28 protein-coding genes are annotated in these 25039 nt (G+C 75.2%); 4 read left to right on the plus strand and 24 right to left on the minus strand.

What is annotated here, in order from left to right; all coding sequences use genetic code 11:
- Nucleotides 1-77 precede the first annotated feature (77 nt).
- The gene (locus ACGFIZ_RS07270) at nt 78-1904 is read left to right on the plus strand and encodes an AMP-dependent synthetase/ligase (protein ID WP_393416717.1); all 1827 of its coding nucleotides are present in this window, start codon (nt 78-80) and stop codon (nt 1902-1904) included.
- Between the two features lie 20 nt (nt 1905-1924).
- On the opposite strand, the gene ACGFIZ_RS07275 is transcribed toward ACGFIZ_RS07270, so the two are convergent.
- Complete coding sequence (locus ACGFIZ_RS07275; protein WP_393416719.1) at nt 1925-3382, minus strand: PLP-dependent aminotransferase family protein; 1458 nt, start codon at nt 3380-3382, stop codon at nt 1925-1927.
- 58 nt (nt 3383-3440) lie between these two features.
- Between ACGFIZ_RS07275 and ACGFIZ_RS07280 the strand changes: the two genes are divergently transcribed.
- Both ACGFIZ_RS07280 and ACGFIZ_RS07285 read left to right on the plus strand, forming a co-directional pair.
- A complete protein-coding gene (locus ACGFIZ_RS07280) occupies nt 3441-4109 on the plus strand; it encodes a YitT family protein (RefSeq protein WP_393416721.1) in 669 nt (222 codons plus the stop codon).
- A 69-nt stretch (nt 4110-4178) separates the two neighbouring features.
- Nucleotides 4179-4640, plus strand: coding sequence for a hypothetical protein (locus ACGFIZ_RS07285; RefSeq protein ID WP_393416723.1), 462 nt, complete (start codon nt 4179-4181; stop codon nt 4638-4640).
- 140 nt (nt 4641-4780) lie between these two features.
- Here ACGFIZ_RS07285 and hisF read toward each other — a convergent pair whose 3' ends face one another.
- The 9 genes from hisF to hisD form a co-directional block, all read right to left on the minus strand.
- Nucleotides 4781-5548, minus strand: a complete 768-nt coding sequence (gene hisF, locus ACGFIZ_RS07290; protein WP_347670396.1) for an imidazole glycerol phosphate synthase subunit HisF — start codon at nt 5546-5548, stop codon at nt 4781-4783.
- Nucleotides 5549-5661: 113 nt separating this feature from the next.
- Entirely contained in the window at nt 5662-6069 is a 408-nt protein-coding gene (locus ACGFIZ_RS07295; RefSeq protein WP_393416725.1) for a RidA family protein, read from the minus strand.
- Nucleotides 6066-6794 carry a bifunctional 1-(5-phosphoribosyl)-5-((5-phosphoribosylamino)methylideneamino)imidazole-4-carboxamide isomerase/phosphoribosylanthranilate isomerase PriA gene (gene priA, locus ACGFIZ_RS07300; protein WP_393416727.1) on the minus strand — a complete coding sequence of 243 codons (729 nt, stop codon included), beginning with the start codon at nt 6792-6794 and terminating at the stop codon, nt 6066-6068. Before priA ends, ACGFIZ_RS07295 begins: the two co-directional genes overlap by 4 nt.
- 53 nt (nt 6795-6847) lie before the next feature.
- Nucleotides 6848-7171 carry a hypothetical protein gene (locus ACGFIZ_RS07305; RefSeq protein WP_393416729.1) on the minus strand — a complete coding sequence of 108 codons (324 nt, stop codon included), beginning with the start codon at nt 7169-7171 and terminating at the stop codon, nt 6848-6850.
- A 147-nt stretch (nt 7172-7318) separates the two neighbouring features.
- On the minus strand, nt 7319-7942 hold the full coding sequence (hisH, locus tag ACGFIZ_RS07310) for an imidazole glycerol phosphate synthase subunit HisH (RefSeq protein WP_393416864.1): 624 nt from the start codon (nt 7940-7942) through the stop codon (nt 7319-7321).
- A gap of 31 nt (nt 7943-7973) precedes the next feature.
- Nucleotides 7974-8147, minus strand: a complete 174-nt coding sequence (locus ACGFIZ_RS07315) for a hypothetical protein (protein WP_347670401.1) — start codon at nt 8145-8147, stop codon at nt 7974-7976.
- Between the two features lie 28 nt (nt 8148-8175).
- Entirely contained in the window at nt 8176-8787 is a 612-nt protein-coding gene (gene hisB, locus ACGFIZ_RS07320) for an imidazoleglycerol-phosphate dehydratase HisB (RefSeq protein ID WP_347670402.1), read from the minus strand.
- A 45-nt stretch (nt 8788-8832) separates the two neighbouring features.
- The gene (locus ACGFIZ_RS07325) at nt 8833-9918 is read right to left on the minus strand and encodes a histidinol-phosphate transaminase (RefSeq protein ID WP_393416731.1); all 1086 of its coding nucleotides are present in this window, start codon (nt 9916-9918) and stop codon (nt 8833-8835) included.
- A 120-nt stretch (nt 9919-10038) separates the two neighbouring features.
- A complete protein-coding gene (gene hisD, locus ACGFIZ_RS07330) occupies nt 10039-11361 on the minus strand; it encodes a histidinol dehydrogenase (RefSeq protein WP_393416733.1) in 1323 nt (440 codons plus the stop codon).
- 106 nt (nt 11362-11467) lie between these two features.
- Here hisD and ACGFIZ_RS07335 point away from each other — a divergent pair, with 106 nt between their 5' ends.
- On the plus strand, nt 11468-12169 hold the full coding sequence (locus ACGFIZ_RS07335) for an LON peptidase substrate-binding domain-containing protein (protein ID WP_393416735.1): 702 nt from the start codon (nt 11468-11470) through the stop codon (nt 12167-12169).
- Here the strand turns inward: ACGFIZ_RS07335 and ACGFIZ_RS07340 are convergent.
- From ACGFIZ_RS07340 to ftsZ, 14 genes are all read right to left on the minus strand, one after another.
- On the minus strand, nt 12084-13019 hold the full coding sequence (locus ACGFIZ_RS07340) for a DUF2567 domain-containing protein (RefSeq protein WP_393416866.1): 936 nt from the start codon (nt 13017-13019) through the stop codon (nt 12084-12086). The genes ACGFIZ_RS07335 and ACGFIZ_RS07340 overlap by 86 nt on opposite strands.
- A gap of 246 nt (nt 13020-13265) precedes the next feature.
- Nucleotides 13266-14918 (minus strand): AAA family ATPase, encoded by a 1653-nt coding sequence (locus ACGFIZ_RS07345; protein ID WP_393416737.1) that lies wholly within the window; start codon nt 14916-14918, stop codon nt 13266-13268.
- A gap of 120 nt (nt 14919-15038) precedes the next feature.
- Nucleotides 15039-16013: a hypothetical protein gene (locus ACGFIZ_RS07350; RefSeq protein WP_393416739.1), complete on the minus strand. Its 975-nt coding sequence runs from the start codon at nt 16011-16013 to the stop codon at nt 15039-15041.
- 44 nt (nt 16014-16057) lie between these two features.
- Nucleotides 16058-17002, minus strand: a complete 945-nt coding sequence (locus ACGFIZ_RS07355) for an RluA family pseudouridine synthase (protein ID WP_393416741.1) — start codon at nt 17000-17002, stop codon at nt 16058-16060.
- Nucleotides 16999-17601: a signal peptidase II gene (gene lspA, locus ACGFIZ_RS07360; protein ID WP_393416743.1), complete on the minus strand. Its 603-nt coding sequence runs from the start codon at nt 17599-17601 to the stop codon at nt 16999-17001. The genes ACGFIZ_RS07355 and lspA overlap by 4 nt, the downstream gene beginning before the upstream one ends.
- Nucleotides 17602-17664: 63 nt before the next feature.
- Nucleotides 17665-18084 (minus strand): TraR/DksA C4-type zinc finger protein, encoded by a 420-nt coding sequence (locus tag ACGFIZ_RS07365; protein ID WP_347670411.1) that lies wholly within the window; start codon nt 18082-18084, stop codon nt 17665-17667.
- A 223-nt stretch (nt 18085-18307) separates the two neighbouring features.
- Entirely contained in the window at nt 18308-19813 is a 1506-nt protein-coding gene (locus tag ACGFIZ_RS07370) for a potassium/proton antiporter (RefSeq protein WP_393416745.1), read from the minus strand.
- A 22-nt stretch (nt 19814-19835) separates the two neighbouring features.
- Nucleotides 19836-20135, minus strand: coding sequence for a DUF167 domain-containing protein (locus tag ACGFIZ_RS07375; protein ID WP_347670413.1), 300 nt, complete (start codon nt 20133-20135; stop codon nt 19836-19838).
- A 3-nt stretch (nt 20136-20138) separates the two neighbouring features.
- Nucleotides 20139-20726: a hypothetical protein gene (locus tag ACGFIZ_RS07380; RefSeq protein ID WP_393416747.1), complete on the minus strand. Its 588-nt coding sequence runs from the start codon at nt 20724-20726 to the stop codon at nt 20139-20141.
- Nucleotides 20727-20831: 105 nt separating this feature from the next.
- Nucleotides 20832-21635 carry a DivIVA domain-containing protein gene (locus ACGFIZ_RS07385; protein WP_347670417.1) on the minus strand — a complete coding sequence of 268 codons (804 nt, stop codon included), beginning with the start codon at nt 21633-21635 and terminating at the stop codon, nt 20832-20834.
- A 52-nt stretch (nt 21636-21687) separates the two neighbouring features.
- Nucleotides 21688-21987 (minus strand): YggT family protein, encoded by a 300-nt coding sequence (locus ACGFIZ_RS07390; protein ID WP_347670418.1) that lies wholly within the window; start codon nt 21985-21987, stop codon nt 21688-21690.
- 29 nt (nt 21988-22016) lie between these two features.
- Nucleotides 22017-22742 carry a cell division protein SepF gene (locus ACGFIZ_RS07395; protein ID WP_393416750.1) on the minus strand — a complete coding sequence of 242 codons (726 nt, stop codon included), beginning with the start codon at nt 22740-22742 and terminating at the stop codon, nt 22017-22019.
- A gap of 196 nt (nt 22743-22938) precedes the next feature.
- Nucleotides 22939-23685 carry a YggS family pyridoxal phosphate-dependent enzyme gene (locus tag ACGFIZ_RS07400; RefSeq protein ID WP_393416752.1) on the minus strand — a complete coding sequence of 249 codons (747 nt, stop codon included), beginning with the start codon at nt 23683-23685 and terminating at the stop codon, nt 22939-22941.
- A gap of 8 nt (nt 23686-23693) precedes the next feature.
- Entirely contained in the window at nt 23694-24809 is a 1116-nt protein-coding gene (gene ftsZ / locus ACGFIZ_RS07405) for a cell division protein FtsZ (protein ID WP_347670421.1), read from the minus strand.
- Nucleotides 24810-25039: the final 230 nt, after the last annotated feature.

The following is a 25039-nucleotide window of genomic DNA, read 5'->3' on the forward strand; positions in this document are numbered from 1 at the left end:
TGCAGGCAATACCCTTCGGTAACCGCAGAACCGACGTGACCCCCGTCACGCCTCCACCCCTGAAGGCGGCTACAGCGATGGCTCTCGATGTACCGTACCGCTCCATCCCGGACATGTTCCTCAAGCGCGTGGCGGCGACCCCCGATCGCCGCGCCTTCGGCCACCCCGCCCCCGACGGCTCCGGCCCGGCCTGGCTGACCTGGGCGCAGGTCGGGCAGCGCGCCAAGGCGATCGCGGCCGGGCTGCACGGGCTCGGCATCGGCCAGGAGGACCCGGTGGCCATCCTGTCGAGCACCCGGCTCGACTGGGTGCTCGCCGACTTCGGCATCATGCTGGCCGGCGGCGCCACCACGACGGTGTACCCGACCACCGAGTCCGAGGACGCCACGTACATCGTCGCGGACTCCGGGTCCCGGGTGCTGTTCGCCGAGAACCCGGCCCAGGCCGCGAAGGTCGCCGGGGCGGAGCTGCCGGCGCTGACCCACGTGGTGCTCTTCGACGGCGCGGCCGACCCCGCCGCCGGCGTACCGCAGCTCACCCTCGCCGAGCTGGAGGAGCGCGGCGCCCGGGCGCTGGAGGCCGAGCCGGGGCTGGTGGAGCGGCTGGTGGAGGGGATCGGGCCGGAGCACCTGGCCACGCTGATCTACACCTCGGGCACCACCGGCCGCCCCAAGGGCGTCGAGCTGCTGCACGGCGGCTGGTGCTGGGAGGGGGTGGCGCAGGCCGAGGTGGGGCTGCTGCGCGACGACGACCTGCAGTACCTGTGGCTCCCGCTGTCCCACTCGTTCGGCAAGACCCTGCTCTGCGGGGTGACCCACGTCGGCCTGCCCACCTACGTCGACGGCCGGGTGGACAAGCTGGTCGAGCTGCTGGCCGTCGTCCGGCCGACGCTGCTGTGCGGGGCGCCCCGGATCTTCGAGAAGGTCTACAACAAGGCGGTCACCACCGCGCAGGACGCCGGCGGCGCGAAGGCGAAGATCTTCGCGTGGGGGGTGCGGACCGGCAAGGAGAAGGTCGCGCTCGAGCAGGCCGGCAAGCCGCTCCCCCGCGGGCTGCGGCTGCGCTACGCGCTGGCCGAGAAGCTGGTGTTCAGCAAGCTCCAGGCCCGCCTCGGCGGGCGGATCCGGGTGCTGGTCTCCGGCTCCGCGCCGCTGAGCCCCGAGATCGGCACCTTCTTCGCCGCCGCCAACCTGCCGATCTCCGAGGGGTACGGCCTGACCGAGACCAGCGCCGGCAACTTCGTCAACCCGCCGGACGGGCTGCGCATCGGCACCGTCGGCAGGGCGTTGGGCGACCTGGAGTGCCGGATCGACACCGACGGGGAGATCCTGCTCCGCGGCCGGCCGGTGATGCGCGGCTACCACAACCTGCCCGAGGAGACGGCCGCCGCGTTCACCTCCGACGGATTCTTCCGCACCGGCGACATCGGCAGCCTGGACGACGACGGGTACCTGCGCATCACGGACCGCAAGAAGGAGCTGGTCAAGACCTCGGGCGGCAAGTACATCGCCCCGTCGCACATCGAGGGCATGTTCAAGGCGCTGTGCCCGTACACGTCGCAGGCCGTGGTCGTCGGGCAGGCCCGCAACTACTGCACGATGCTGGTCACCCTCGACCCCGACGCGATCCGGGGCTGGGCCGCCGGCGGCCCCCTCGACGGTCGCGACTACGCCGAGATCGTCACCTCGGACGAGGCCCGGGCCATGGTCGAGGAGTACGTGGCCCAGCTCAACGCGAAGCTCAACCGCTGGGAAACGATCAAGAAGGTCACCGTCCTGCCCCGGGACCTGACCATCGAGCACGGCGAGATGACCCCGTCGCTGAAGATCAAGCGGCGCGGCGTGGAGAGCAACTTCGCCGCCGAGATCGACCGGATGTACGAGGGCACGCTCGCCGAGCTCTGAGCCGACCGGCGGGGCGGGAGTCAGGCGATGACCGCCGGCTCCCGCCACTGCGGCCGGCCGCCGCGGTCCAGGTCGTACCGGACGGCGGCGAGCCGGCCGACGGCCTCGACGAGGTCCGCGGCGGGCAGGGTGAACGGCAGCCGCAGGAAGCGCTCCAGCGTCCCGTCCAGGCCGAACCGGGGGCCGGGTGCCAGCCGTACGCCGACCTCCTCGGCCTCCCGGGCGAGGGCGCTGGAGATCGGCCCGTCCAGTTCGACCCAGAGCGTCACGCCGCCGCGCGGCACGGTGACCCGCCAGTCCGGCAGCCGCTCGGCCAGCGCGTCCGTGAGCGCGTCCCGCTGGGCGGCGAGCTGCGCCCGGCGCGCGGCGACGATGGCCGGCCCGGCGGCCAGCAGGTGCACCGCGACGAGCTGGTCCAGCACTGGGCTGGCCATGTCCACCCCGACCCGGGCGGCGGCCAGCCGCTGCACCTGCGGGGCGGACGCGCGGACCCAGCCGATCCGCAGACCGCCCCAGTACGGCTTGCTCATCCCGCCGATGGAGATCACCCGCGAGTGCCGGTCGAAGGTGGCGGTGGGCGGCGGCAGCAGGGTGCCGTCCAGCGGCAGGTCCACGAACGACTCGTCGACCACCAGGTCGGTGCCGGCGGCGTGCGCCGCCGCGACCACCCGCTCGCGCAGGTCGGCGGGCATCAGGTGCCCGGTCGGGTTCTGGAAGTCGGGGATCAGGTACGCCAGCTTCGGCCGGCCCTGGCGCAGGCTGCCCAGCAGCAGGTCGGCGTCCCAGCCGGCGCCGTCGACGGCCAGCCCGTGCGTGGTGATCCGGGCCCGGCGGGCGGCCAGCGCGGCCAGGGCGTTCGGGTACGTCGGGGACTCGACCAGGACGCTGCCGCCGGGGGCGAGGGCGAGCCGCAGCACCAGGTCCAGCGCGTGCTGGGTGCCGCTGGTGACCATGATCTGGTCGGGCGAGGTGGGCAGGCCGCGCGCGGTGTACCCGGCGGCGACCGCCTCGCGCAGCTCGATGATGCCCGTGGGGTGGTATCCCGCCCCGCCCAGGTAGCGGGGCAGGTCCTCCGCGGCGGCGCGGGCGGCGGCCATCAGCTCCGGCGGGGCGGCCAGCGCCGCCACCCCGAGGTCGATCATGTCCCGGTCGTCCTGCGGGGTCCACAGGCCGGTGCTGGCGACGCGGTGGGTGCCCGGGAGCATCGTCCAGCTCCCCGCCCCCCGCCGGCTGGCCAGGTGGCCGCTCTCCCGCAACTGCCGGTACGCCGCCGTCACCGTGGTCCGGCTGATCCGCAGCGCCTCGGCCAGCTCGCGCTCGGCCGGCAGGCGTACCCCCAGCGGCAGGCGTCCGTCGGCGAGCAGGCCGCGGACGGCGGCGGCGAGCGCGGCGTAGTCGGGGCTGCGCCGGCGGCCCGGCAGAGCATGCCACTGCCCCAGAAGCCGAGCCAATTGGGCACCGCGCACCTGACTCGTCATGGCCACCTCTCCGATATTGGCTCTTCTACCTTCGGAATTGGCCCCTAGGGTGGCACGCATGGCAGAGATTGGCAATCTTCGGCACCGGCCGGTCCGGCGCCTGACGCAGCTCTACGCCGGGCTCGTCCTGTACGGCGTGAGCATGGCGCTGATGATCCGCTCAGAACTCGGTCTCGACCCGTGGGACGTGTTCCACCAGGGGCTGTCCCGCCTTACCGGGCTGTCATTCGGCACCGTCACCATCGCCGTCGGCGCGCTGGTCCTGCTGCTGTGGATCCCGCTGCGGCAGCGCCCCGGCCTGGGCACGGTCAGCAACGTGCTGGTCATCGGGCTGGTGGTCGACGCCACCCTCGCCCTGCTGCCGGGCGGCGCCCCGCTGCCGGCGCGGGCGGCACTGCTCGTCACCGGGGTCGTGGCCAACGGCGCCGCCACCGCGCTGTACCTCGGCGCGCGGCTCGGCCCGGGCCCCCGGGACGGCCTGATGACCGGATACGTGGCCCGCCGCCCGGGTCGGTCGATCCGACTGGTCCGCACCGTCATCGAGGTCACCGTGCTGGCGCTGGGCTGGCTGCTCGGCGGCACGGTCGGCGTCGGCACGGTCGCGTACGCGCTCGCCATCGGGCCACTCGTCCAACTGTTCCTGCCACCCTGCACGGTTGACCTGCCGGCCCGGCCGGTCGCCGACCGCGTCACGCCGGCCGCAGTGGACAGCGGGCGACCTGGCTGAACGTGGGACGACAAGAGGGTAGCCGAAGTGGCAGTTTCCTCCGGGGCCCGGGCACGGCATCATTCCTGCATGGGGGAGAACGGATGGCACTGGACGGACGCCTGGATCTTCGTCGCACTGGTCATCGCGAGCGGCGCGGGACGACATCGCCGCTCGGCATCCACCCGGCGGCCCGAGGGCGTACGGCTGGCTGACGTGCTCTCCACCGCCGACCACCTCAACCAGGCCATCCCGGAACGGCACGAGGTGGAGCACGCCGTCCGGCGGCTGCTCGGCGCCGGCCTGGTGACCGTCTCGGACGGCTGGTTCCGGATCACCAGCGAAGGCGAACGCCTCTGGCGCACCCGGCCCAGCGCGGGCCTGGCGACCATGGTCGACACCGTCCAGGGCGTGCTACGCCGCCGGCACACCCCGGCCAGCGCCGACTGGACCCTGGCCGAGGAGGAGCACGCCGCCGCCGTGCAGGAGTACGTCGTCCGCTCGATCCCGGCCCCGCGCCGCTCCCCCGAGGGGCAGTCCGGACGCGGCTGACCCGGCCCTCGCCCGCACCGGCCGCGCCGCCCGGCGCGGCTGGTCCCGGCCCTCGCCCGGCGCGGCTCCCGGCCCTCGCCCGGGGCGGCTGGTCCCGGCCTCGCCCGCGCCGCCCGGCCCTCGCCCGTCAGCGGTGGAGGTCAGCGGACGGGGTGGCCCGAGCCGCGCAGGCTCTCCTTGACCTCGCCGACGGTCAGCTCCCCGAAGTGGAAGACGCTCGCGGCCAACACCGCGTCCGCCCCCGCCGCGATCGCCGGCGGGAAGTGGCCGACCTCGCCCGCGCCGCCGCTGGCCACGACGGGCACGTCGACGACCCGACGCACCGCGCCGATCAGCTCGAGGTCGAAGCCGGCCTTGGTGCCGTCGGCATCCATCGAGTTGAGCAGGAGCTCCCCCGCGCCCAGCTCGGCGCCGCGCCGCGCCCACTCCACCGCGTCGATCCCGGTGCCCCGGCGCCCGCCGTGGGTGGTCACCTCGAAGCCGCTCGCCGTGGTGCCGGCCGGGGCGCGGCGCACGTCGAGGGAGAGCACCAGCACCTGCCGGCCGAACCGGTCGGCGATCTCGGCGATCAGCTCCGGCCGGGCGATCGCGGCGGTGTTCACCCCGACCTTGTCGGCCCCGGCCCGCAGCAGCGTGTCGACGTCGGCGACCCGCCGGACGCCCCCGCCCACCGTGAGCGGGATGAAGACCGACTCGGCGGTGCGGCGCACCACGTCGAGCATGGTGCCGCGGTCACTGGACGAGGCGGTCACGTCCAGGAACGTCAGCTCGTCCGCGCCCGCCCGGTCGTACGCGGCGGCCAGTTCCACCGGGTCGCCGGCGTCGCGCAGGTCGAGGAAGTTGACCCCCTTGACCACCCGACCCGCGTCCACGTCCAGACACGGGATCACCCGTACCGCCACCGTCATGCCGCGAGCCTATCCAACCGGGCGGGCGGGGCGGCGGACCCGGTCGGGCCGACCGCCGGGAACGAGTCCGGCGTCACAGTCGGCCGAGCGCCCTGCCCAGGTTCTCGCCGCCGTCAACCCAGCCATGCCTCAAGCTCGACCTCCACCAGGTGCTCCGGGTCGATCAGCCCGGCCACCACCACCATGGTCGCCACCGGGCGGACCGCCCCGAACACCGCGTTGTGCGCCCGGCCGACCTCGTCGGCGTGGCTCCGGTCGGTCACGTACATCCGGGTCCGGACCACGTCGCCCGGCCCCGCGCCCACCTCCGCGAGCGCGTCCAGGCCGATCCGCAGCGCCTGAACGGTCTGCGCGGCGGGGTCCCCGACGTGCACCACCCGGCCGTCGACCGTCGAGGTGCAGCCGGCGGTGATCGCCAGGCTTCCGGCCCGGACCACCCGGCAGTAGCCGTACCGGGCCTCCCACGGGCCGCCGGAGCCGAGCCGGGTGACGACGGGGCCCTCGCCCGCGATCGCCGTCACGCCGCCTCGCGCAGTGCCGCGAGGGCCTCGGCGACGGTGAACGCGCCCGCGTAGAGCGCCTTGCCGGCGATCACACCCTCCACCCCGACCGGCTCCAGGGCCGCCAGGGCGCGCAGGTCGTCCAGGGTCGAGACGCCCCCGGAGGCGATCACCGGGGCCGCGGTACGGGCGCAGACCTCCCGCAGCAGGTCCAGGTTCGGCCCGCGCATGGTGCCGTCCTTGGTGATGTCGGTGACCACGTACCGGGAGGCCCCGGCCTTGTCGAGGCGCTCCAGCACCTCGAACAGGTCACCGCCCTCCCGGGTCCAGCCCCGCGCCGCGAGGGTACGGCCCCGCACGTCCAGCCCGATGGCGACGCGGTCGCCGTACTCGCCGCAGATCCGGTCGCACCACTGCGGGTCCTCCAGCGCGGCCGTGCCGATGTTGACCCGGGCCGCGCCGGTGGCCAGGGCGGCGCGCAGCGACGCGTCGTCCCGGATCCCGCCGGAGAGCTCCACCCTGACGTCGAGCCGGCGCACCACGTCGGCCAGCAGGGCGGCGTTGGAGCCCCGGCCGAACGCGGCGTCCAGGTCCACCAGGTGGATCCACTCGGCGCCGTCGCGCTGCCAGGCCAGCGCCGCGTCGAGGGGATCCCCGTACGCGGTCTCGCTGCCGGCGGCGCCCTGCACGAGCCGGACGGCCTGGCCGTCTGCGACGTCCACGGCGGGCAACAGGGTCAGGCTCACAGTTCGACTCCTTACTGTCGGTGACGACGCGTCGGTTCCGTCCGTACGACGCGTCAGGAACGCCGGTCCAGGGCGAGCACCACGATCGCCGGCAGGCCCAGCAGCAACAGCGCGACCAGGGCCAGCCGCAGCGCGAGGCTGTCGACGAACACCCAGATCCCGAGCAGCGCGACGCCGGTCAGCCCGACGATCGCGGCCCGCTCGCCCCGCGTGTGCCGGGCCAGCCGGCCGGTGCGGCGGCGGGGCCAGCGGGGCATGAGTCGGCGCACCACCGCGCGGCGGCGCTCCCGGCGGGCCACCCGGCGTCGGCGCACGGCCCGCTCCCGCTCCAGCTGCGCCTCGCGGGCGGCCCGCCGGCGGGCCCGTTCCTTGCTCACCGGGCCAGTCTTCCGTTCGCGACTGCGGGGCTCGCAAGCTCACTCCTCGCGCTCACCGGGCCAGTCTTCCGTTCGCGACTGCGGGGCTCGCAAGCTCACTCCTCGCGCTCACCCAGCCCAGTCTTCCGTGCGCGGTCAGCCGTTCGGTCACAGCGCGGCCAGCCAGTTGCGCAGCAGCGCCGCGCCGGTGTCGGCCGACTTCTCCGGGTGGAACTGCACGGCCGACAGCGCGCCCCGCTCGACTGCGGCGACGAAGTCCGCCTCGTGGTGGGCGGTGGTCACCGTGACCCCCGCCGCGGCCAGCGCCGCCGGCTCGCTCGCGCCGTACGAGTGGACGAAGTAGAACCGGCTGTCCGCCGGCAGGCCGGCGAACAGCGCCGACGAGGCGGGGGCGTGCACGGTGTTCCAGCCCATGTGGGGCAGCCGGGTGGCGGGCAGCCTCGTCACCCCGCCCGGCAGCAGCCCGAGCCCCTTGGTCACCAGGCCGTGCTCGTCCCCGTGCTCGAACAGCACCTGCATGCCCACGCAGATGCCCAGCACCGGGCGGCCGGCGGCGACCCGCTCGGCGATCACCGGGCCGGCGCCCAGCGCCTCGATGCCCGCCATGCAGGCGGCGAACGCCCCGACGCCCGGCACGACCAGGCCGTCGGCCTCGGCGGCGGCGGCCAGGTCGTCGGTCACCGTGACGTCCCCGCCGGCCCGCTCCAGGGCCCGCTCGGCCGAGCGGAGGTTGCCCGAGCCGTAGTCGAGGACCACGATCCGCCTGCTCACGCCATCACGCTCGCGCACGCCGCCACCTCGCTCATGAGCCCTCCCCGGGCAGCAGCCAGAGCACCCCGCCGGCGGTGGCGAGCACCGCGAGCAGCGCCGTGATCACCACGGCGCCCCGCGGCGCGCCCTGCCGGTACAACGACCACGTCCCGCCCACGAGCACGCCGGCCAGGATCAACAGCAGGGTCGGCAGCACCGCGCCCATCAGCGTCTTCCCTCCTTCGCCGCCCCGGTCACAGGGCGCCCTTGGTGCTGGGGATCGCGCCCGCCGCGCGCGGGTCGACCGCGGTGGCCTCGCGCAGCGCGCGGGAGACCGCCTTGAACTGCGCCTCGACCACGTGGTGGGCGTCCGGGTGGCCGCCGGGGCGGGCGGCCCGCAGCACGTCCACGTGCAGCGTGATCCGGGCCGCCTGGCCGAAGGACTCCCAGATGTGCCGGGTCATGCTGGTCGGGTAGACCGGCCCGATGTACGGGGCCAGCGGCGGCTCGTCGTGCACCACGTACGGCCGGCCGGACAGGTCGACGGCGGCCCGGACCAGCACCTCGTCCATGGGGACGGTGGCCGAGCCGTACCGCCGGATGCCGGCCTTGTCCCCCAGCGCCTGGTCGAACGCGGCGCCCAGCGCGAGCGCGGTGTCCTCCATGGTGTGGTGCGCGTCGATCTCCAGGTCACCGGCCGTCCGCACGGTCAGGTCGAAGCCGCCGTGCCGGGCGATCTGGTGGAGCATGTGGTCGTAGAAGCCGACCCCCGTGCTGATCTCGGCCTGGCCGGTGCCGTCGAGGTCGATCTCGACGAGGACCTTGGTCTCCTTGGTGATCCGCTCCACCCGGGCGGTGCGACTCATGCTGCGCAACCTTTCGTTCGCGACTGCGGGGCTCGCAGAAGCGGCTCACTCCTCGCGCTCACGGACATTCTCCATTGCCGTGAGGAAGGCGTCGGTCTCGGCGGGGGTGCCGGCGGTGACCCGCAGCCAGCCGGGCAGGCCGACGTCGCGGACCAGCACGCCCCGCTCCAGCAGGGCCCGCCAGGCCGCCGCCTGGTCCCCCTCGACGGCGAACAGCACGAAGTTGGCGTCGCTGTCGGCGACCCGGTGACCCCGGGCGCGCAGTTCGGCGACGATCCGGTCCCGCTGGGTCTTGATCGCGTCGACGGTGCCGAGCAGGGCGTCACGGTGGGCCAGCGCCGCCCGGGCGGCGGCCTGGGTGAGCGCCGAGAGATGGTACGGCAGCCGGACGAGCTGCACCGCCGCCACCACGGCCGGGTCGGCGGCGAGGTACCCGAGCCGGCCGCCGGCGAAGCCGAACGCCTTGCTCATCGTCCTTGTCACCACGAGCCGGGGGTGGCCGGGCAGCACCGCGAGGGCGCTGACCGTGCCGGGCCGGGCGAACTCCGCGTACGCCTCGTCGACCACCACCATGCCGGGGGCTGCGTCGAGCACGGCGGCGACCACCGCCGGGTCGAGCGCCGTGCCGGTCGGGTTGTTCGGCGAGCAGAGGAACACCACGTCGGGGTTGTGCTCGCGGACCTGGGCCACCGCCTCGTCGGCGGTCAGCCCGAAGTCGGCGCCGCGCCGCGCCGGCACCCAGCCGGTGCCGGTGCCCAGCGCCAGCAGCGGGTGCATCGAGTACGCCGGGGTGAACCCCAGCGCCGTACGACCCGGACCACCGAACGCCTGGAGCAGCTGCTGCTGGATCTCGTTGGAGCCGTTGGCCGCCCACACCTGCTCGCCGGCGAGCCCGTGGCCCAGGTACGCGGCCAGGTCGGCGCGCAGCGCCACGGCGTCCCGGTCCGGGTAGCGATTCAGGTCGCGCAGCTCGGCCGTGAGGGCCTTGGCGATCGCGTCCGCCACCGGCTCCGGCACCGGGTAGGAGTTCTCGTTGGTGTTCAGCCGCACCGGCACGTCGAGCTGCGGCGCCCCGTACGGGGACAGCCCGCGCAGGTCGTCGCGGATCGGCAGGTCGTCGAGGGTGGTCACGCGGTCCCACTTTCCGTTCGCGACTGCGGGGCTCGCAAACCCGGCTCACTCCTCGCGCTCACGCGGTCCCACCTTCCGTTCGCGACTGCGGGGCTCGCAAACCCGGCTCACTCCTCGCGCTCACGAGGCACCCACCGCGAAGCGGACGCTGACCGCCTGCCCGTGCGCGGGCAGGTCCTCCACCCCGGCCAGGGTCACCACGTGCGGGGCGACCTCGCGCAGCGCGTCCTCGGTGTACTCCACGAGGTGGATGCCGCGCAGGAAGGACTGCACCGACAGCCCGGAGGAGTGCCGGGCGCAGCCGCCGGTGGGCAGGACGTGGTTGGAGCCGGCGCAGTAGTCGCCGAGCGACACCGGCGAGTACGCGCCGACGAAGATCGCCCCGGCGTTCCGGACCCGCAGCGCCCACTCGCGGGCGTTCTCGGTCTGGATCTCCAGGTGCTCGGCCGCGTACGCGTCGACCACCCGCAGGCCGGCCGCCAGGTCGTCGACCAGCACCACGCCGCTCTGCTCGCCGCCGAGCGCGGTGGCGACCCGCTCGGCGTGCTTGGTCGCGGGCACCTGCCGGGCCAGCTCGGCCTCGACCGCGTCGGCCAGCGCGACCGACGGGGTGACCAGGACGCTCGCCGCGAGGGGGTCGTGCTCGGCCTGGCTGATCAGGTCGGCGGCGACGTGCGCCGGGTCGGCCGTGTCGTCGGCGAGGATGGCGATCTCGGTCGGGCCGGCCTCGGCGTCGATGCCGACCACCCCGCGCAGCAACCGCTTCGCGGCGGTCACCCAGATGTTGCCCGGCCCGGTGATCATGTCGACGGGCTCGCAGTGCTCCGTGCCGGCCGGGTCGACCGTCGACCCGTACGCGAGCATGGCCACCGCCTGCGCGCCGCCGACGGCGTAGACCTCGTCGACGCCGAGCAGCCCGCACGCGGCGAGGACCCGGGCGTCGGGCAGGCCGCCGTTGTCCTTCTGCGGCGGGCTGACCACGACCAGCGAGCGGACCCCGGCCGCCTGGGCCGGGACGACGTTCATCACCACGGTCGACGGGTACATCGCCAGGCCGCCGGGGACATACAGCCCGACCCGGTCGACCGGCACCCAGCGCTCGGTGACCGTGCCGCCCGGCACCACCTGCGTGGTGTGGTCGACGCGGCGCTGGTCGGCGTGCACCCGGCGGGCCCGGCCGATCGACTCCAGCAGGGCCGCCCGGACCGCCGGGTCGAGCGCCCGCTCGGCCGCCGCGATCGCCTCGGCGGGGACCCGCAGCCGCTCCGGCGAGACACCGTCGAACCGCTCGCTCGCGTCGCGGATCGCCGCGTACCCATGCTCGCGCACCGCCTCGACGAGGGGACGGATCCGCTCGACGGCCACGGAGACGTCGAGCTGGGCACGGGGCAGCAGGCGGCGCGGGTCACGGGAGACGCCGCGCAGGTCGATCCGGTTCAACACCCCTGCGAGTGTAGGCCGCCCGGCGCGGGCCGGCCCACGACGCCCGCAGGCCGGGACGGTGAGCCGAGCCACGCCGGGTCGGCGCGGGCGGACTAGGCTCGACGACGTGACTGCGCGGTTGCCGGTTTTCCCCCTCGGAACGGTGCTCTTCCCCGGCCTGGTGCTGCCGCTGCACATATTCGAGGAGCGCTACCGGGCGCTGGTGCGCCACCTGGTGACCCTGCCGGAGGGCACCCCCCGCGAGTTCGGGGTGGTGGCGATCCGGGCCGGCTGGGAGGTGGCCCCCGGGTCGCCCGAGCGCCCCGTGCCCGGGGTCGGGCCGGTCACGCTGCACGAGGTGGGCTGCACCGCCGAGGTGCGCCAGGTGACCGAACTGCCCGACGGTGGGTTCGACATCGTCACGGTGGGGCGGCGGCGGTTCCGGGTCACCGGGGTCGACGAGGAGGCCGCCCCGTACCTGACCGCCGAGGTGGAGTGGCTGCCCGAGCCGGGCGGGCCGGACGAGACCGCCGGCCTGCTCGCCGCCCGGGTGATCTCGGTGTTCCGGCAGTACCTGGGGCTGATCCGACCCGACCCGCAGGAGATCTCCGAGCAGCTGCCGGAGGATCCGACCGTGCTGTCCCACCTGGTCGCCGCGACGGCCGTGCTGACCGTCGACGACCGGCAGCGGCTGCTCGCGATCGACGACACGGCCGCCCGGCTCCGCGCCGAGCTGCGGCTGCTCAACCGCGAGGCGGCTCTGCTGCGCCAGGTGCGGGCGGTTCCGGTGCCGCTGTCGGAGTTGGCGGGTCCGCCGGCCCCGAACTGACCGCCAGCCCGTCGGCCGTACCGGCGCTCCCAGGGGCGGCGTCCCCGGCGGGCCCCTGCTCCGGCCCGGCGCCGGGGCCGCCGACCGGGGGCCAGGCAGCGTCGGGCTCCGGCTCCGGGCGCAGCGACGGCCACCGGGACCAGCCGGCCAGCAGGGTGTACGTCACCGCCGCGCCGAACGCCGGCAGCAGCAGGTTGCCGTACGGCACGGGGAACACGCCGAGCAGCAGTTCCACGCCCCCACCGCGCAGGTCGGCGGGCTTGCTGAACGCCCGCCCCTCGGGGGCGGTGGCCAGCAGGTGCTCGTACGTCGACAGGCCGATGCGGCGGCCGAGCTGCCAGGCCACCAGCGCCGCGCCGAGCCCGCCGACCGCCCCGGCGAGCAGCCCGACCGGCCCCCGGTGGTGCCGCAGCACCAGCCACAGCGTGACTGCGGCCAGCACGCCGAAGCCGAGCCCGAGGATGCTGAACCAGCCGTCGGCGGCGATCGGCTGCTCCGGCTGCGGCTGGGCGTAGACGGCGCCCTCGGCGGCCTTGACCAGCGGCGTGCCGGGGGCGACCGCCGCCCAGAGCAGCCCCAGCGGCACGCCCAGCCCGGTCAGCACCGCCGCCGCGCCGAGCGCCACGGCGGCGGCCCGACCGGGTCGGCGGGGCGGGCCGGCCACGGCCGGCGGGAGCGACCCGGGGGCGGGCGGGGCGCCGGGGGCGGGCCAGGCGAACGGATCGGCGCCGGGGGCGGGCGCGGGAGTGCCGGCGGGCACCGGCAGCCCGGCCGACGCGCCGGGGGCGGGGACGGGGACCAGGCCGGGCTGCCCCGGCGACTCCGCCTCCGGGACCGGGACGGGGACCAGGCCCGGCCGCCCCGGCGACTCCGCCTCCGGGACCGGGCCGGAGTCCCGGGGCGCGGGCTCCGTCCCCGGCGCCGGTCCGTGGGACGCGGGGGCGGCGGGCTCGTCGGCGCCGGGTCGGCCGGGGTCGGGCCGGTCGGCCGGGGCGGCGCGGTGCTCGGGCCGGTCGGGGTCGGAGGTGTCCGGGCTCACCCGGTGATCCTCTCAGGCTCCCCGGCCGGCCGGGGCGTCGGTGCCGCCCGGTCGCCCTCAGCGGGCGAAGGGTTCGAGCATGACCGAGGCGGCGCGCAGCCAGGCCTGCCGCGTCTCCGGCTGGAGCTGGTGGTGCTCGATCGAGGAGCCGGTCTCCAGCGCCGGGTCGTACGGGACGACGGCGACGGCCCGGGTCCGGGTGGCGAAGTGCCGCTCGAGGTCGTCCTGGAGGGGGGACCGGCCCGCCGTCGGGCAGGAGATCAGGGTGACCGCGTTGTCGGCCAGCTCGCCCATGCCGACCTCGTGCAACAGGTCGAGCATCCAGTCCGCGCTGAACGCGGCGTCCTCCCGGGGCACGGTGGTGACCACGAGCTGGTCGGCGGCCTGCATCACCGTACGCCAGTTCGGGCTCTCCACGTTGTTGCCGGTGTCCACGCAGATCACGTCGTGGGTGCGCCGCAGCAGCTCCAGCACCCGCTTGACGGTGAACTGGTCCAGTCGCTGGGCGAAGCGGGGGCTCTCCTCCCCGGCCAGCACGTCGTACGAGCCGTCGGAGGCGTGCCGCAGGTAGTCGTCGAGGCTCGCCAGCAGCTCCTCGCCCTCGCGGATCTCGATGTGGGCGAGGTCGGCGATCAGGTGCCGGATCGTCCGGGCGTGCCGGGCGCTGCCGGCCCGCAGCCCCAGGGTGCCGCGCAGCTCGTTGTCGTCCCACGCGAGTACGCCCCGCCCCCGCACGCCGCCGATCGTGGCGGCGGCGAGCACGGTCGCGGTGGTCTTGTGCACGCCGCCCTTCGGGTTGGCGAAGGCGATGACCCGGGGGCTGCCCAGCTCGCGCCGGAGCACCCCGGCGGCCCGCTCCGCCTCCGTGTCGGGGCTCTGCGGCCGCCACTCGATCCGGGCCGGGTAGCCCCGGTCGACCACCGCCGGCGGCTGGTACGCGGGCTCCGCCGACGGCTGGTACGCAGGCTCCGCCGACGGCTGGTACGCAGGCTCCGCCGACGGCTGGTACGCAGGCTCCGCCGACGGCTGGTACGCGGGCTCCGGCTGCTCGTACGTCGGCTGGGGGCGGTAGCCGCCGCCGTCGAGCAGGGCGTACCGGGACTCGGCCGGCGGGGGCGGTTCGGCCCCCCGGTAGCCGTTGTCCAGCAGGGCGTACCGGGACGGGATGGGCGGCCCGGGCTCGGCGCGGCGCGGCGGCGCCTCCGGCCCGGGGCGGCCCGGGGCGGCCCGCCACGACGGCGCGACCGGATACTGCGGCTGCTGGTGGGCCGGTTCGGCCGGGTACCCCGGGTCCGCCCGATGGGCGGGGTCCACCCGGTAGCTCGCCCCGGCCCGGTAGCCGCCCTGGGTCGGCTGGGCCGGCTCGGCCGGATGGCCCGCGGCCGCGCCGTACCCGCCCTGCGCCGGCTCACCCGGATAGCCGGGCTCCGCGCGGTACCCGCCCTGGACCGGCTCGCCCGGGTAACCGAACTCCCCGCCGTACGGGGGTGGCTCGGCGGAGCGCCCGAGCGCCGACGCCCGACCCGCGTAGCCGTTGCCGGGCGTCCGGCGCGGCAGTGGCTCCGGCGCCGGCCCCGGGGGCAGCTCCTCGCCGCGGTGGTCGGCCTCGGCCTGCTCCGCGCGACCGCCGTGCCGGGCCCGGTCGAGCAGCGCCCGCCACCGCGGTGCTGGTTCGGCCGGCCGACCCCAGCCGGTCTCCGTGCCGTCCAAGGCTCGCCCTCCCCAGCGCCATCGATCTCGCCCTGACAGGCTACGAACGAAACCCTATGCGGACCACACCGGTCCGCGCACATCCTGGCCCGTCTTCGCCACTCCGGGATGGCCGCCCGGTCAGCCTCCGACGGCGTCGGACGAGGTGGCGGCCCCGGGCGGGTCCGCGCCAGGCGCCGCTGACCCCGCCGCGGGTGTACGCAGCGTCACGTTCGGTGCCGCTTCCGACGTTTCACCACGGGAGGCCGGCGCACCGGTGGGCCCGCTGTCGGCCGGCGGGCGGGCCACGTCGTCCTGCTCGGGCAGCGGCGGGGTGAGGACCGCACGATCCAGCCGGAGCAGCTCGGGGGCCGGGTCGACGGCCCGGACCTGCGGCCGGGCGGCCAGCGCCCGCAGCGCGTCCGGCGCGGCCCGCACCAGCGCCGCGTACGCGCAGGCGCAGCCCGTCCGGTACGCCGCCGCCTCCCCCGCCGCGACCTGCGCCCCGGTGTCGTACAGCCGACGCAGTTCGGGGCCCGCGGCCCCGGCGGCCCGGGTGGCGTAGTCGGCGGCCTCCCGGTCCTTGCGCTCGGCCAGCCCGGCCATGCCGGCGACGACGTCCTGCGGCAGCCGCTGCGCCGGCAGGCGGACGATCTCGGTCTGCCGGTCGGGCAGGGGCGCCCGGACGACCACCTCCGTCACCGTCACCCCGGCGAGCAGGCCCGACAGCCGGTCCGGCGGCAGGTACGCCGAGAACGACACCAGCGCGTACGTCCCGGCCGCCGACGCGCTCGCCCGCAGGCCGGCCAGCTCCGCCCGCGCGTCCGCCAGGTAGCCGGGGACCGGATCGCCGGCCGCGATGCCCACCCGGGTCACCTCGCCCACCGTACGGTCGCCCACCGGCCGGTCGTGGCGGCTCGCCCAGCCCGCGGTGAGCAGCACGGCCGCCACCGCCAGCAGCGCGGCCGAGGTCAGCCAGCGGGGCCGCAGTCGGGGCCGGTCGCCGGCACCCGCCGGCCCCGGTCGCCCGGAACGCGCCTCCCCGACCCGCGGCTGGCCGGACGGCGGCCGGCCCGGCTCCGGGTCGGCGGAGTACGGCGGTTCGGCAGCGCGCACCGGGGCGGACCCCCCTCGTCAGATCGTCTCGGCCGGTCGCCGGGTCAGTCGCGGAGGTTCCGCAGCGCCCGGTCCAGGTCGTCAGGGTAGTCGCTGACGAACGTCACCTCGTCGCCCGTACGCGGGTGCAGGAAGCTCAGCGACCGGGCGTGCAGCCACTGCCGGGTCAGCCCGAGCCGGGCCGCGAGGGTCGGATCCGCGCCGTAGGTGAGGTCGCCCACGCAGGGGTGGCGCAGCGTGGAGAAGTGCACCCGGATCTGGTGGGTGCGACCGGTCTCCAGCCGCACGTCGAGCAGGCTCGCCGCCGGGAACGCCTCCAGCGTGTCGTAGTGGGTGATGCTGGGCTTGCCGCCCGAGACGACCGCCCAGCGGTAGTCGTGGTGCGGGTGCCGGTCGATCGGCGCGTCGATCGTGCCGCGCAGCGGGTCCGGGTGCCCCTGCACGACGGCGTGGTAGCGCTTCTCCACCTCGCGGTACTTGAAGGCCCGCTTCAGCACGGTGTACGCCTGCTCGCTCTTGGCCACCACCATGATCCCGGTGGTGCCCACGTCGAGCCGGTGCACCACGCCCTGACGCTCGGCGGCGCCGCTGGTCGAGATGCGGTGGCCGATCGCGGCGAGCGCGCCGATCACGGTCGGGCCGGTCCAGCCGGGGCTGGGGTGGGCGGCGACGCCGACGGGCTTGTCCACCACCACGATGTCGTCGTCGGCGTGGACCACCCGCAGCCCGGGGACCGCCTGCGGCACCACGGTCGGCGGGGCGGCCGGGGCCGGCAGCGTCACCTCCAGCCAGGAGCCGGCCTTCACCTTGTGCGAGTTCGCCCGGGCGGCGCCGTCGACCAGCGCGTCGCCCGCGTCGACCAGGGCCGCGGCGGCGGTGCGGGAGAGCCCGAACAGCCGGGCCACGGCCTGGTCCAGCCGCATGCCGTCCAGGCCGTCGGGCACCGGCAGGGAGCGGTGGTCGCCACCCGCGGCGAAGGCGGAGGTCACGCCCGCTCCCGCTGCTCGACCGGCGTCTCGTCGGCGGTCTTCCTCGCCCCGGCCCGGGAGCCGTCGCGCTGGCGGCCGGTGAGCTCCAGCAGCACGGCCAGGACCACGCCGCAGACCAGGGCGCTGTCGGCCAGGTTGAACACCGGCCACACCCGCCCGTACGGGTCGAACAGGCTGATCATGTCGACGACGTGGCCGACGAAGTGGCCCGGGGCGCGGAAGATCCGGTCGGCGAGGTTGCCGAGCGCCCCGCCGAGCACCAGCCCGAGCGAGATCGCCCACGGCACCGAGCGCAGCCGCAGCGCCATCCAGCCGATCCAGCCGATCACCGCGATGGTGATCAGGGGAAAGACCCAGGTGTGCCCCGAGCCGATGCTCCACGCCGCGCCGCTGTTGCGGGTGAGGCTGAGGAAGACCGTGCCGTCGAGCAGCGACACCGGCCCCCGGTCGGTGAGGGTCTGCAGGGCGAGGTGCTTGGTGAGCAGATCGGCCAGGAACGCGACCAGGGCCGTGCCGGCGAGGATCACGATCGCCCGACGCCGGGGCTTGCCGCCGCCCGGCTCAGCGGTGGCGGTTTCGGCGGGCGGTGTTGCCGTCATCTGCTCCCCATCGACGCTCTCGGCGGTGATGGCTCACCGCCCGGACCGGCCGGGGAGCGGGGATCAGCGCCGCTCCTCCAGCTGCTTGCACTTCACGCAGAGGGTCGCCGACGGGAAGGCGGCGAGCCGCTCCACCGGAATCGGGTCGCCGCACCGCTCGCACCAGCCGTAGGCGCCCTCGTCGAGCCGCTCCAGTGCCCGCTCGACCTGCGTGATCCGTTCCCGGATGCTGTTGGCGAGAGAGATCTCCTGCTCCCGCTCGAACGTCTTGGTGCCGGTGTCGGCCTGGTCGTCCCCGGCCGAGTCGGTCAGCCGGTCGCGCTGCAGCTCGGTGATCTCGCTCAGCGTCTGATCGTACTCGGCACGCAACTCGTCGCGCCGGGCCGCCAGGGCGGCCCGGATCTTCTCGGTCTCCGCGGCGCTGCGGGTGGCCCGGACCACGGGCTTGCGGCCGGCGGTCTTCGTCTCGGCTGGCTTCGCCATCGTCGCTCCCTCGCGCCGCGGGCACCGCGGCACGCCGCGGCCCCTGGACCAGGGGGCACCGGCCTGGCGCCCCCAGGTAACAAAACGGGCGCGCGGCAACGCGCCGCGCACTCCGGAGATTGGCAAGAATACGGAACGTACAGGCGTCCGACAACGTGCCGCACCGCCGCACCGCTATTCAGCCCCGAAAAGCCCTCAAATGGGCAAAAGGAACGCTAGCAGATCAGTCGCCGCGATCCTCGCCGTACTCGCCAAACCACCTGGCCAGGCGTCCCCGCCGGCTGACCGCGCGCAGCCGGCGCTCGGCCTCGTCCCGCACCCCGGCCGTGGCCACGATGAGCAGGCTGTCGCCGGCCTTGAGCCGGGTGCCCGGGCCGGGCACGAAGCCCGCCCCGTCCCGCAGCACCAGCGTCACCGACGCGCCGACCGGCAGCCGCAGCTCGTCCACGTGCACCCCGCCCAGCCGCGAGCCCGGGGGCACCTCCAGCTGCAGCAGGTCTGCCCGCATCCGCTCCAGCGGCGCGGTCTCCACGCGGATCTCCGCCGCCTCGGCCGGCGCGGTCACGCCGAGCCGGCGGGCGACCGGGGCGAGCGTGCCCGCCTGGAGCAGCGTGAAGATCACCACCAGCACGAACACCACGTCGAAGAGGCGGCCCGCCCCCGGCACCCGCTCGGAGAGCGGGATCGTGGCCAGCACGATCGGCACCGCCCCGCGCAGCCCGGCCCAGGACAGGAACGCCTGCTCGCGCGGCCCGACCCGGAACGGCCAGGCGGACACCGCCACCGACAGCGGGCGGGCGACGAGCACCAGGGCCAGGCCGGCCACCACCGCGGGCAGCACCGCCGCGTCCAGCCGGCCGGGCGAGACCAGGAGCCCGAGCAGCACGAACAACCCGATCTGGGCCAGCCAGGCCAGCCCGTCGGCGAAGCCCAGGATTGCCTGCCGGTGCGGCAGCCGGGCGTTGCCCAGCAGCACCCCGGCCACGTACACGGCCAGGAAGCCGGAGGCGTGCAGCACCGCCCCGCCGGCGTACGCGAGCACCGTCAGCCCCACCGCCGCGATCGGGTAGAGCCCCGCCGAGGGTAGCGCGGCCCGGCGCAGCGCCCACCGGCCAGCGATCCCCGCGCCCGCCCCGACCGCGGCGCCCACGCCCAGCTCGTAGCCGAGCACCAGCGCCTCGTACCACCACGGGTGGGCGGCCTCCGCGCCCGACCGGGACAGCAGCACCACCAGCAGCACCACCGGGGCGTCGTTCATCCCCGACTCGGCCTCCAGGGTGGCGACCAGCCGGGGCGGCAGCCGCAGCCGGCGCAGCGTGGCGAAGACGGCGGCGGCGTCGGTGCTGGACAGCACCGCGCCGTAGAGCATGGCCAGCCGCCAGTCCAGCCCGAGCAGCAGGTGCACCGCGAGGCCGACCACCACGATGCTGACCAGGACGCCGGCCGTGGACAGCGTCGCCGCCAGGCCGAGCACCGGCCGCAGGGTGCTCCACCGGGCGGTCAGCCCGCCCTCGGCGATGATCACGATGAGCGCGCAGAAGCCCAGCGCCCGGGTCAGCTCGACGTCGTCGAACCGGATGCCCAGCCCGGACTCGCCGAGCGCCACCCCGAGCGCGAGGTAGACCAACAGGCTCGGCAGGCCGAGCCGGGTGGAGAACCGGACGGCGCCGACCGCGACCAGCACCACCGCCGCGCCGAGCAGTAGCGCGACGTCGAGCCCGGGGGTCACGCCGCACCGGGGCGGGCAGCCGTCACCGGCCGGACCCGTCGCGCAGCCGGCGCAGCGCCTCGGCCAGCTCCGGCGTCGGGCGTTCCACGAGGAAGAGCTTGTCGCGGCTGGCCGCGCCGGCCCGCAGGGAGACCGCCGCCGCCCGGACGCCGAGGGCGTCGGCGAGCGCCCGGCGGGCCGCCTCGGTGGCCCGGCCGTCGACCGGCGGTGCGGTCACGGCGACCACCAGGGCCGGCCCGTGCGGGCCGTCGTGCCGGCCGCCGACCCGGGCCCGGGCGGCGCCGGGCTTCACCCGTACGGCGATCGTGAGCGTGTCGTCCATGGGTCAGTGGGGCCGGGGGTCGGCCAGGAGGACCGTGTCCGGGGCGCAGCGGGCGCACGGGGTGAAGCCCAGCGCCACGGCCTCGGACACCGGCAGCGGCTCGGCGTCCCGCCCGAACAGGTGCGGGCAGTCGGCGAGGTGGTAGCGGGGCCGACCGTCCACCACCAGGACCTCGGCGTCGAGCCGGGCGACGAGCGTCGCGTCGGCCGGGGACACCCGCAGCGCCGGCGGCTCGTCGGGCGGCTCGTCCGTGGCCGCGGACACCTCGGCCGTCGGGACCGACGACCCGGGCGGTTGCCGCCACCCGGCGTCCTCGGTGCCGTCCGTCGCGGGAACGTGCTGCGTCGGGATGTCCGGCCCGGTCGGGGCGCGGGACCCGGGCGGAGGCCGGCGGAGCCGGGAGGCGTCGGCGTCGGACCGGCCCGCGGTCGCCCGGCTGGCGGCCCCGCGGCGGGTGCCCGCCACCAACGCGAGAGCGGCCAGCAGGCTGGCCGCGATGGAGGTCGTCAGCAGGAGGCTGGAGCCGCCCGCGAGACCGAGCACCAGAAGCACGACCGCGACGAGGATGAGCAGCAGGCTTGCAACAATCACGGCTCACCCCCGCCGCGTCGGATTCAGGTGGTCGCCGCCGGCGGCCGTCGGGCGACGGCCGCCGGCCCGGCCGGCATCAGCGGCCGAACGGCCGCCGGCCCGGCATCAGCGGCCGGACTCCAGCGCGCCGGAGCGGCCGCCGCCGTACGAGCTGGCGAGGCCGGCGGCGGCGAGGCCGTTGCTGCCGCCCACGGCACGGTTGCCCTCGCCCCGGGTCATCTCGGCCTCGAGGCCCTGACCCCGGCCGTCGAGGTCACGCAGCTGGCTCTCCAGGTACGCCTTGAGCCGGGTGCGGTACTCCCGCTCGAACTGCTTGAGCTCCTCGATGTGCTTCTGCAGCGCGGTGCGCTTCGCGTCCAGGCCGCCCATGGCCTCCTGGTGCCGCTGCCGGGCGTCGCGCTCGAGCGCGTCGGCCTTGGCGCGGGCCTCGCGGGTGACCTCCTCGGCCTTCGCGCGGGCCTCGGACAGCAGCTGGTCGGCCTCACGGCGGGCGTCGGAGACGTGGTCGTCGGCGGTGCGCTGGGCCATCATCAGCACCCGCAGCGCCTGCTGCTCGCCGTCGCCGCCGACGGCTGGGCCGCCCTGGGCGCGGACCTGCTCCAGCTCGGCCTGCATCGCGCGGGCGGCCTGCTCGGCCGCCGCCTTGTCGCGCTGCACCCGGTCGAGCTGCGCCTTGACGTCGTTGAGCTCCGCGGCGAGCCGCGCGTCCCCACCAGGGCCGGCGGGAGCGCCACCACGGCCACCCCGCTCCACCTGGGCGCGCAGCTCGTTGTTCTCCTCGATCAGACGGGCAAGCTCACGCTCGACCTCGTCCAGGAAGGCGTCGACCTCCTCCTCGTCATACCCCCGCTTGCCGATCGGCGGCTTTTTGAAGGCGACGTTGTGGACGTCGGCCGGGGTCAGCGGCATCGAAACTCCTCGGGTCAGTTGCGGCCGCGTAGCGGGCTGGACCTGCGGGTGTTCACCCCAGGATCAGCCGCTTCAACACGAACTCCATCAGCACGAACAGAATAACCAGGAGCACAAGGGAGGCCAGGTCGATGCTCACGGTACCAATTCGCAGTGGAGGGATCACCCGCCTCAACGCCTTCAGAGGCGGATCAGTGACGCTCCACACGGATTCCAGTCCCGCCGTCGCCGCCCGTCCCGGCTGCCAGCGGCGACCGTACGCGAGGACCGCGCTGAGAACAAACCGGGCCAGGAGAAGGATCAGGAAGACGTACAGAATCAGGTACAGCACTTGCAGCAGGATCGACAACACAGCAGGCGACGTCCCTCGGTCGGGCGGGTCTAACTCAGGCTGAAGAACCCGCCCTCGGCGATCTTGGCCTTGTCCTCCGCGGTGACCTGGACGTTGGCCGGTGAGAGCAGGAACACCCGGTTGGTCACGCGCTCGATCGTACCCCGCAGGCCGAAGGCCAGCCCGGCGGCGAAGTCGACCAGTCGGCGCGCGTCCGCCTCGTCCATCTCGGTGAGGTTGATGATCACGGGAACGCCGTCGCGGAAGTGCTCCCCGATCGTGCGGGCCTCCCGATATGTGGTCGGGTGCAGCGTGGTGATCTGGTAACGCTGCTCCTCCTCGGGCGCGACCGCCCGCTCCCGGGGCTGGGCCTGCGGGGCCAGGGCGAGGTTGTCCCGGGTGTGGTAGGTCAGCGCGCCGGAGGTCTCGCCGGCGGAGCCGCGGGTGATCGACCGGACGCTGGAGCGCTCCGACCGCTCCGACCGCTCCGGCCGCTCGGGCCGCTCGGGCCGGTCGGACTCGGCCCGGTCGGCGTCCAGCGGGCGGCTGGCCGAGCGCTCGGTCAGCCTGCCACGCTCGCCAGCCCGAGGCCGCGGCGCCGGCGGCTCGTCGGCCTCGTCGTCCTCCTCGTCGGCGAACTCCTCGGCGTACCGGCTGCCCTGCCGGTAACGCGAATCGCGGTAGCCACCCTTGTCGTAGCCACCGTCGTCGTACGCCCGCTCGTCGTCCTCCTCGACCAGACCGAGCCAGACCCCCGCCTTGCGCAGTGCGCCCATCCCCGCGCCCTTCCCGTCCGCCGTGCGGCACGCGCCCCCGTCGTGCCGTGTCGCTTCTCGCGAGTGGACATCTGGTGCCCACCGGACCGGAACGGCAATCCCCGGCCCGCGTTTCGCGTCGCGGGCCGCGCCCCCTTGACGTCGGGACGCCGTTCCTGAAACAACACTGATGTAATTTGCTTCTCTCGCGGTCAGGCTACCGCAGCGTGGAACGCATTCCGAGCAACGCGCTGCCGACGCGGACATGTGTCGCGCCGTACGCGATGGCGGTCTCCAGATCCCCACTCATTCCGGCGGAAAGCGCCACGGCTTCCGGATGGGCCGCGCGGAATCCGCCCGCGATCTCGGCCAGCCGGCTGAACGCCCGCTCCGGCTCCCAGCCCAGCGGCGCCACCGCCATCAGCCCGGCGAGCCGCAGCCGCTGGGCGCCGGCCACCGCCTCGGCCACCGGGCCCAGCCCGGCGTCCGGGTCGGCGGAGTCCGGCAGCGCCCCGCCGCGGGCCGGGTCGCCGTCGATGCTCACCTGGACCAGCACGTCCAGCGGCCGGTCCCGGCCGGCGACCGCCGCAGCGTCGAGCGCCCGGGCCAGGCGGACGCTGTCGACCGACTGGACGACGTCGGCGTACCGGACCACCGAACGGCACTTGTTGCGCTGCAACTGGCCGATGAAGTGCCACCGCGGGGTCGCCCCCGCGGCTGCCACCTCGGCGGCCTTGCCCGCCGCCTCCTGGTCGCGGTTCTCCCCCACGTCGGTGACCCCGAGTCCCGCCAGGGCGAGCACGTCGGAGGCCGGGTAGGTCTTGGTCACCGCGATCATGACGACCTCGGAGCGGTCCCGGCCGGCGGCCGAGCAGGCGTCGGCGATCCGGGCCCGGACCCGGGCGAGCCCGGCCGCCAGTTCGGCGCGGCGGTCCGGGCGGACCGTCGGGTGCGCGTCCGTCATCGGTGCGGTCAGGATCCGTTCTTGAGGAAGTCGGGCACGTCCACGTCGTCGAAGAGCACCCGGCGCGGCGACTGCGTCGGCGTCGGCATGGTGGTCTGTGGCGTCACGGTCGGGGTGGGCTGGGCCGGCTGGTTCTGGTTGCTCTTGCGGCCCGGCTCGACCGCCTTGTACGCCGGCGCGCCGCCGTCGAAGCCGGCGGCGATCACGGTGACCCGCACCTCGTCGCCGAGGGCGTCGTCGATGACCGCGCCGAAGATGATGTTGGCGTCCGGGTGGGCCGCGTCGGTGACCAGCTGGGCCGCGTCGTTGATCTCGAACAGGCCGAGGTCGGAGCCGCCGGCGATGGACAGCAGCACGCCGCGGGCGCCGTCCATGCTCTGCTCCAGCAGCGGGCTGGAGATCGCCGCCTCGGCCGCCTCGACCGCGCGGTTCTCGCCCCGGGCGCTGCCGATGCCCATCAGGGCGCTGCCCGCGCCGCTCATCACGCTCTTGACGTCGGCGAAGTCCAGGTTGATCAGACCCGGGGTGGTGATCAGGTCGGTGATGCCCTGGACACCGGAGAGGAGCACCTGGTCGGCCGTGCGGAACGCGTCCATCATGCTGATGTTGCGGTCGCCTAGGGCGAGCAGCCGGTCGTTCGGGATGACAATGAGCGTGTCGCACTGGTTGCGCAGCTCGTCTATCCCGGCCTCCGCCTGCACCTGCCGGCGCTTGCCCTCGAACGAGAACGGCCGGGTGACCACGCCGATGGTCAGCGCGCCGAGCTTGCGGGCGATGTTGGCCACCACCGGCGCGCCGCCGGTGCCCGTGCCGCCGCCCTCGCCGCACGTCACGAAGACCATGTCGGCGCCCTTGAGCACCTCCTCGATCTCGTCGCGGTGGTCCTCGGCGGCGTTCTTGCCCACGTCCGGGTTGGCGCCCGCGCCGAGCCCGCGGGTCAGCTCGCGGCCGACGTCGAGCTTCACGTCGGCGTCGCTCATCAGCAACGCCTGCGCGTCGGTGTTGATCGCGATGAACTCGACGCCCTTGAGCCCAACCTCGATCATCCGGTTGACGGCGTTGACGCCGCCGCCCCCGATGCCGACGACCTTGATGACCGCCAGGTAGTTGTGCGGAGGTGTCATCTCCGGTCCTTTCCCTTCGAGATTGGCATGGGCCGACCCCACACGGCTTGGCCAGACCAGCGCCGGCCGCAGTTCCTCCAATGAGGCCGAGAGCTGAACCCTCACCCTCTACTAGAGGCTTACAGTTATGTCAACCACTGGTCCTCTTCGGGGCAACGTAAGCGGCCCCACGCCCGGAGCCAAGGACCCGCCCGGCGTGTCGCCGCCGGAGAGGGCCACGCCTCATTTCC

The organism is Micromonospora sp. NPDC048830 (genome assembly GCF_043198215.1).
Classification (GTDB): domain Bacteria; phylum Actinomycetota; class Actinomycetes; order Mycobacteriales; family Micromonosporaceae; genus Micromonospora.

Bases quoted from the DNA above. Each gene is read 5' to 3' on its own strand.
- lspA (WP_393416743.1), bottom strand. From the start codon at position 17,601: ATGACGGCAACACCGCCCGCCGAAACCGCCACCGCTGAGCCGGGCGGC.
- ACGFIZ_RS07365 (WP_347670411.1), bottom strand. From the start codon at position 18,084: ATGGCGAAGCCAGCCGAGACGAAGACCGCCGGCCGCAAGCCCGTGGTC.
- ftsZ (WP_347670421.1), bottom strand. From the start codon at position 24,809: ATGACACCTCCGCACAACTACCTGGCGGTCATCAAGGTCGTCGGCATC.
- ACGFIZ_RS07280 (WP_393416721.1), top strand. From the start codon at position 3,441: ATGGCAGAGATTGGCAATCTTCGGCACCGGCCGGTCCGGCGCCTGACG.
- hisF (WP_347670396.1), bottom strand. From the start codon at position 5,548: ATGACGGTGGCGGTACGGGTGATCCCGTGTCTGGACGTGGACGCGGGT.
- ACGFIZ_RS07375 (WP_347670413.1), bottom strand. From the start codon at position 20,135: ATGGACGACACGCTCACGATCGCCGTACGGGTGAAGCCCGGCGCCGCC.
- ACGFIZ_RS07315 (WP_347670401.1), bottom strand. From the start codon at position 8,147: ATGGGCGCGGTGCTGCCGACCCTGCTGTTGATCCTGGCCGGCGTGCTC.
- ACGFIZ_RS07400 (WP_393416752.1), bottom strand. From the start codon at position 23,685: ATGACGGACGCGCACCCGACGGTCCGCCCGGACCGCCGCGCCGAACTG.
- ACGFIZ_RS07270 (WP_393416717.1), top strand. From the start codon at position 78: ATGGCTCTCGATGTACCGTACCGCTCCATCCCGGACATGTTCCTCAAG.
- hisB (WP_347670402.1), bottom strand. From the start codon at position 8,787: ATGAGTCGCACCGCCCGGGTGGAGCGGATCACCAAGGAGACCAAGGTC.
- ACGFIZ_RS07275 (WP_393416719.1), bottom strand. From the start codon at position 3,382: ATGACGAGTCAGGTGCGCGGTGCCCAATTGGCTCGGCTTCTGGGGCAG.
- ACGFIZ_RS07395 (WP_393416750.1), bottom strand. From the start codon at position 22,742: ATGGGCGCACTGCGCAAGGCGGGGGTCTGGCTCGGTCTGGTCGAGGAG.
- ACGFIZ_RS07385 (WP_347670417.1), bottom strand. From the start codon at position 21,635: ATGCCGCTGACCCCGGCCGACGTCCACAACGTCGCCTTCAAAAAGCCG.
- ACGFIZ_RS07285 (WP_393416723.1), top strand. From the start codon at position 4,179: ATGGGGGAGAACGGATGGCACTGGACGGACGCCTGGATCTTCGTCGCA.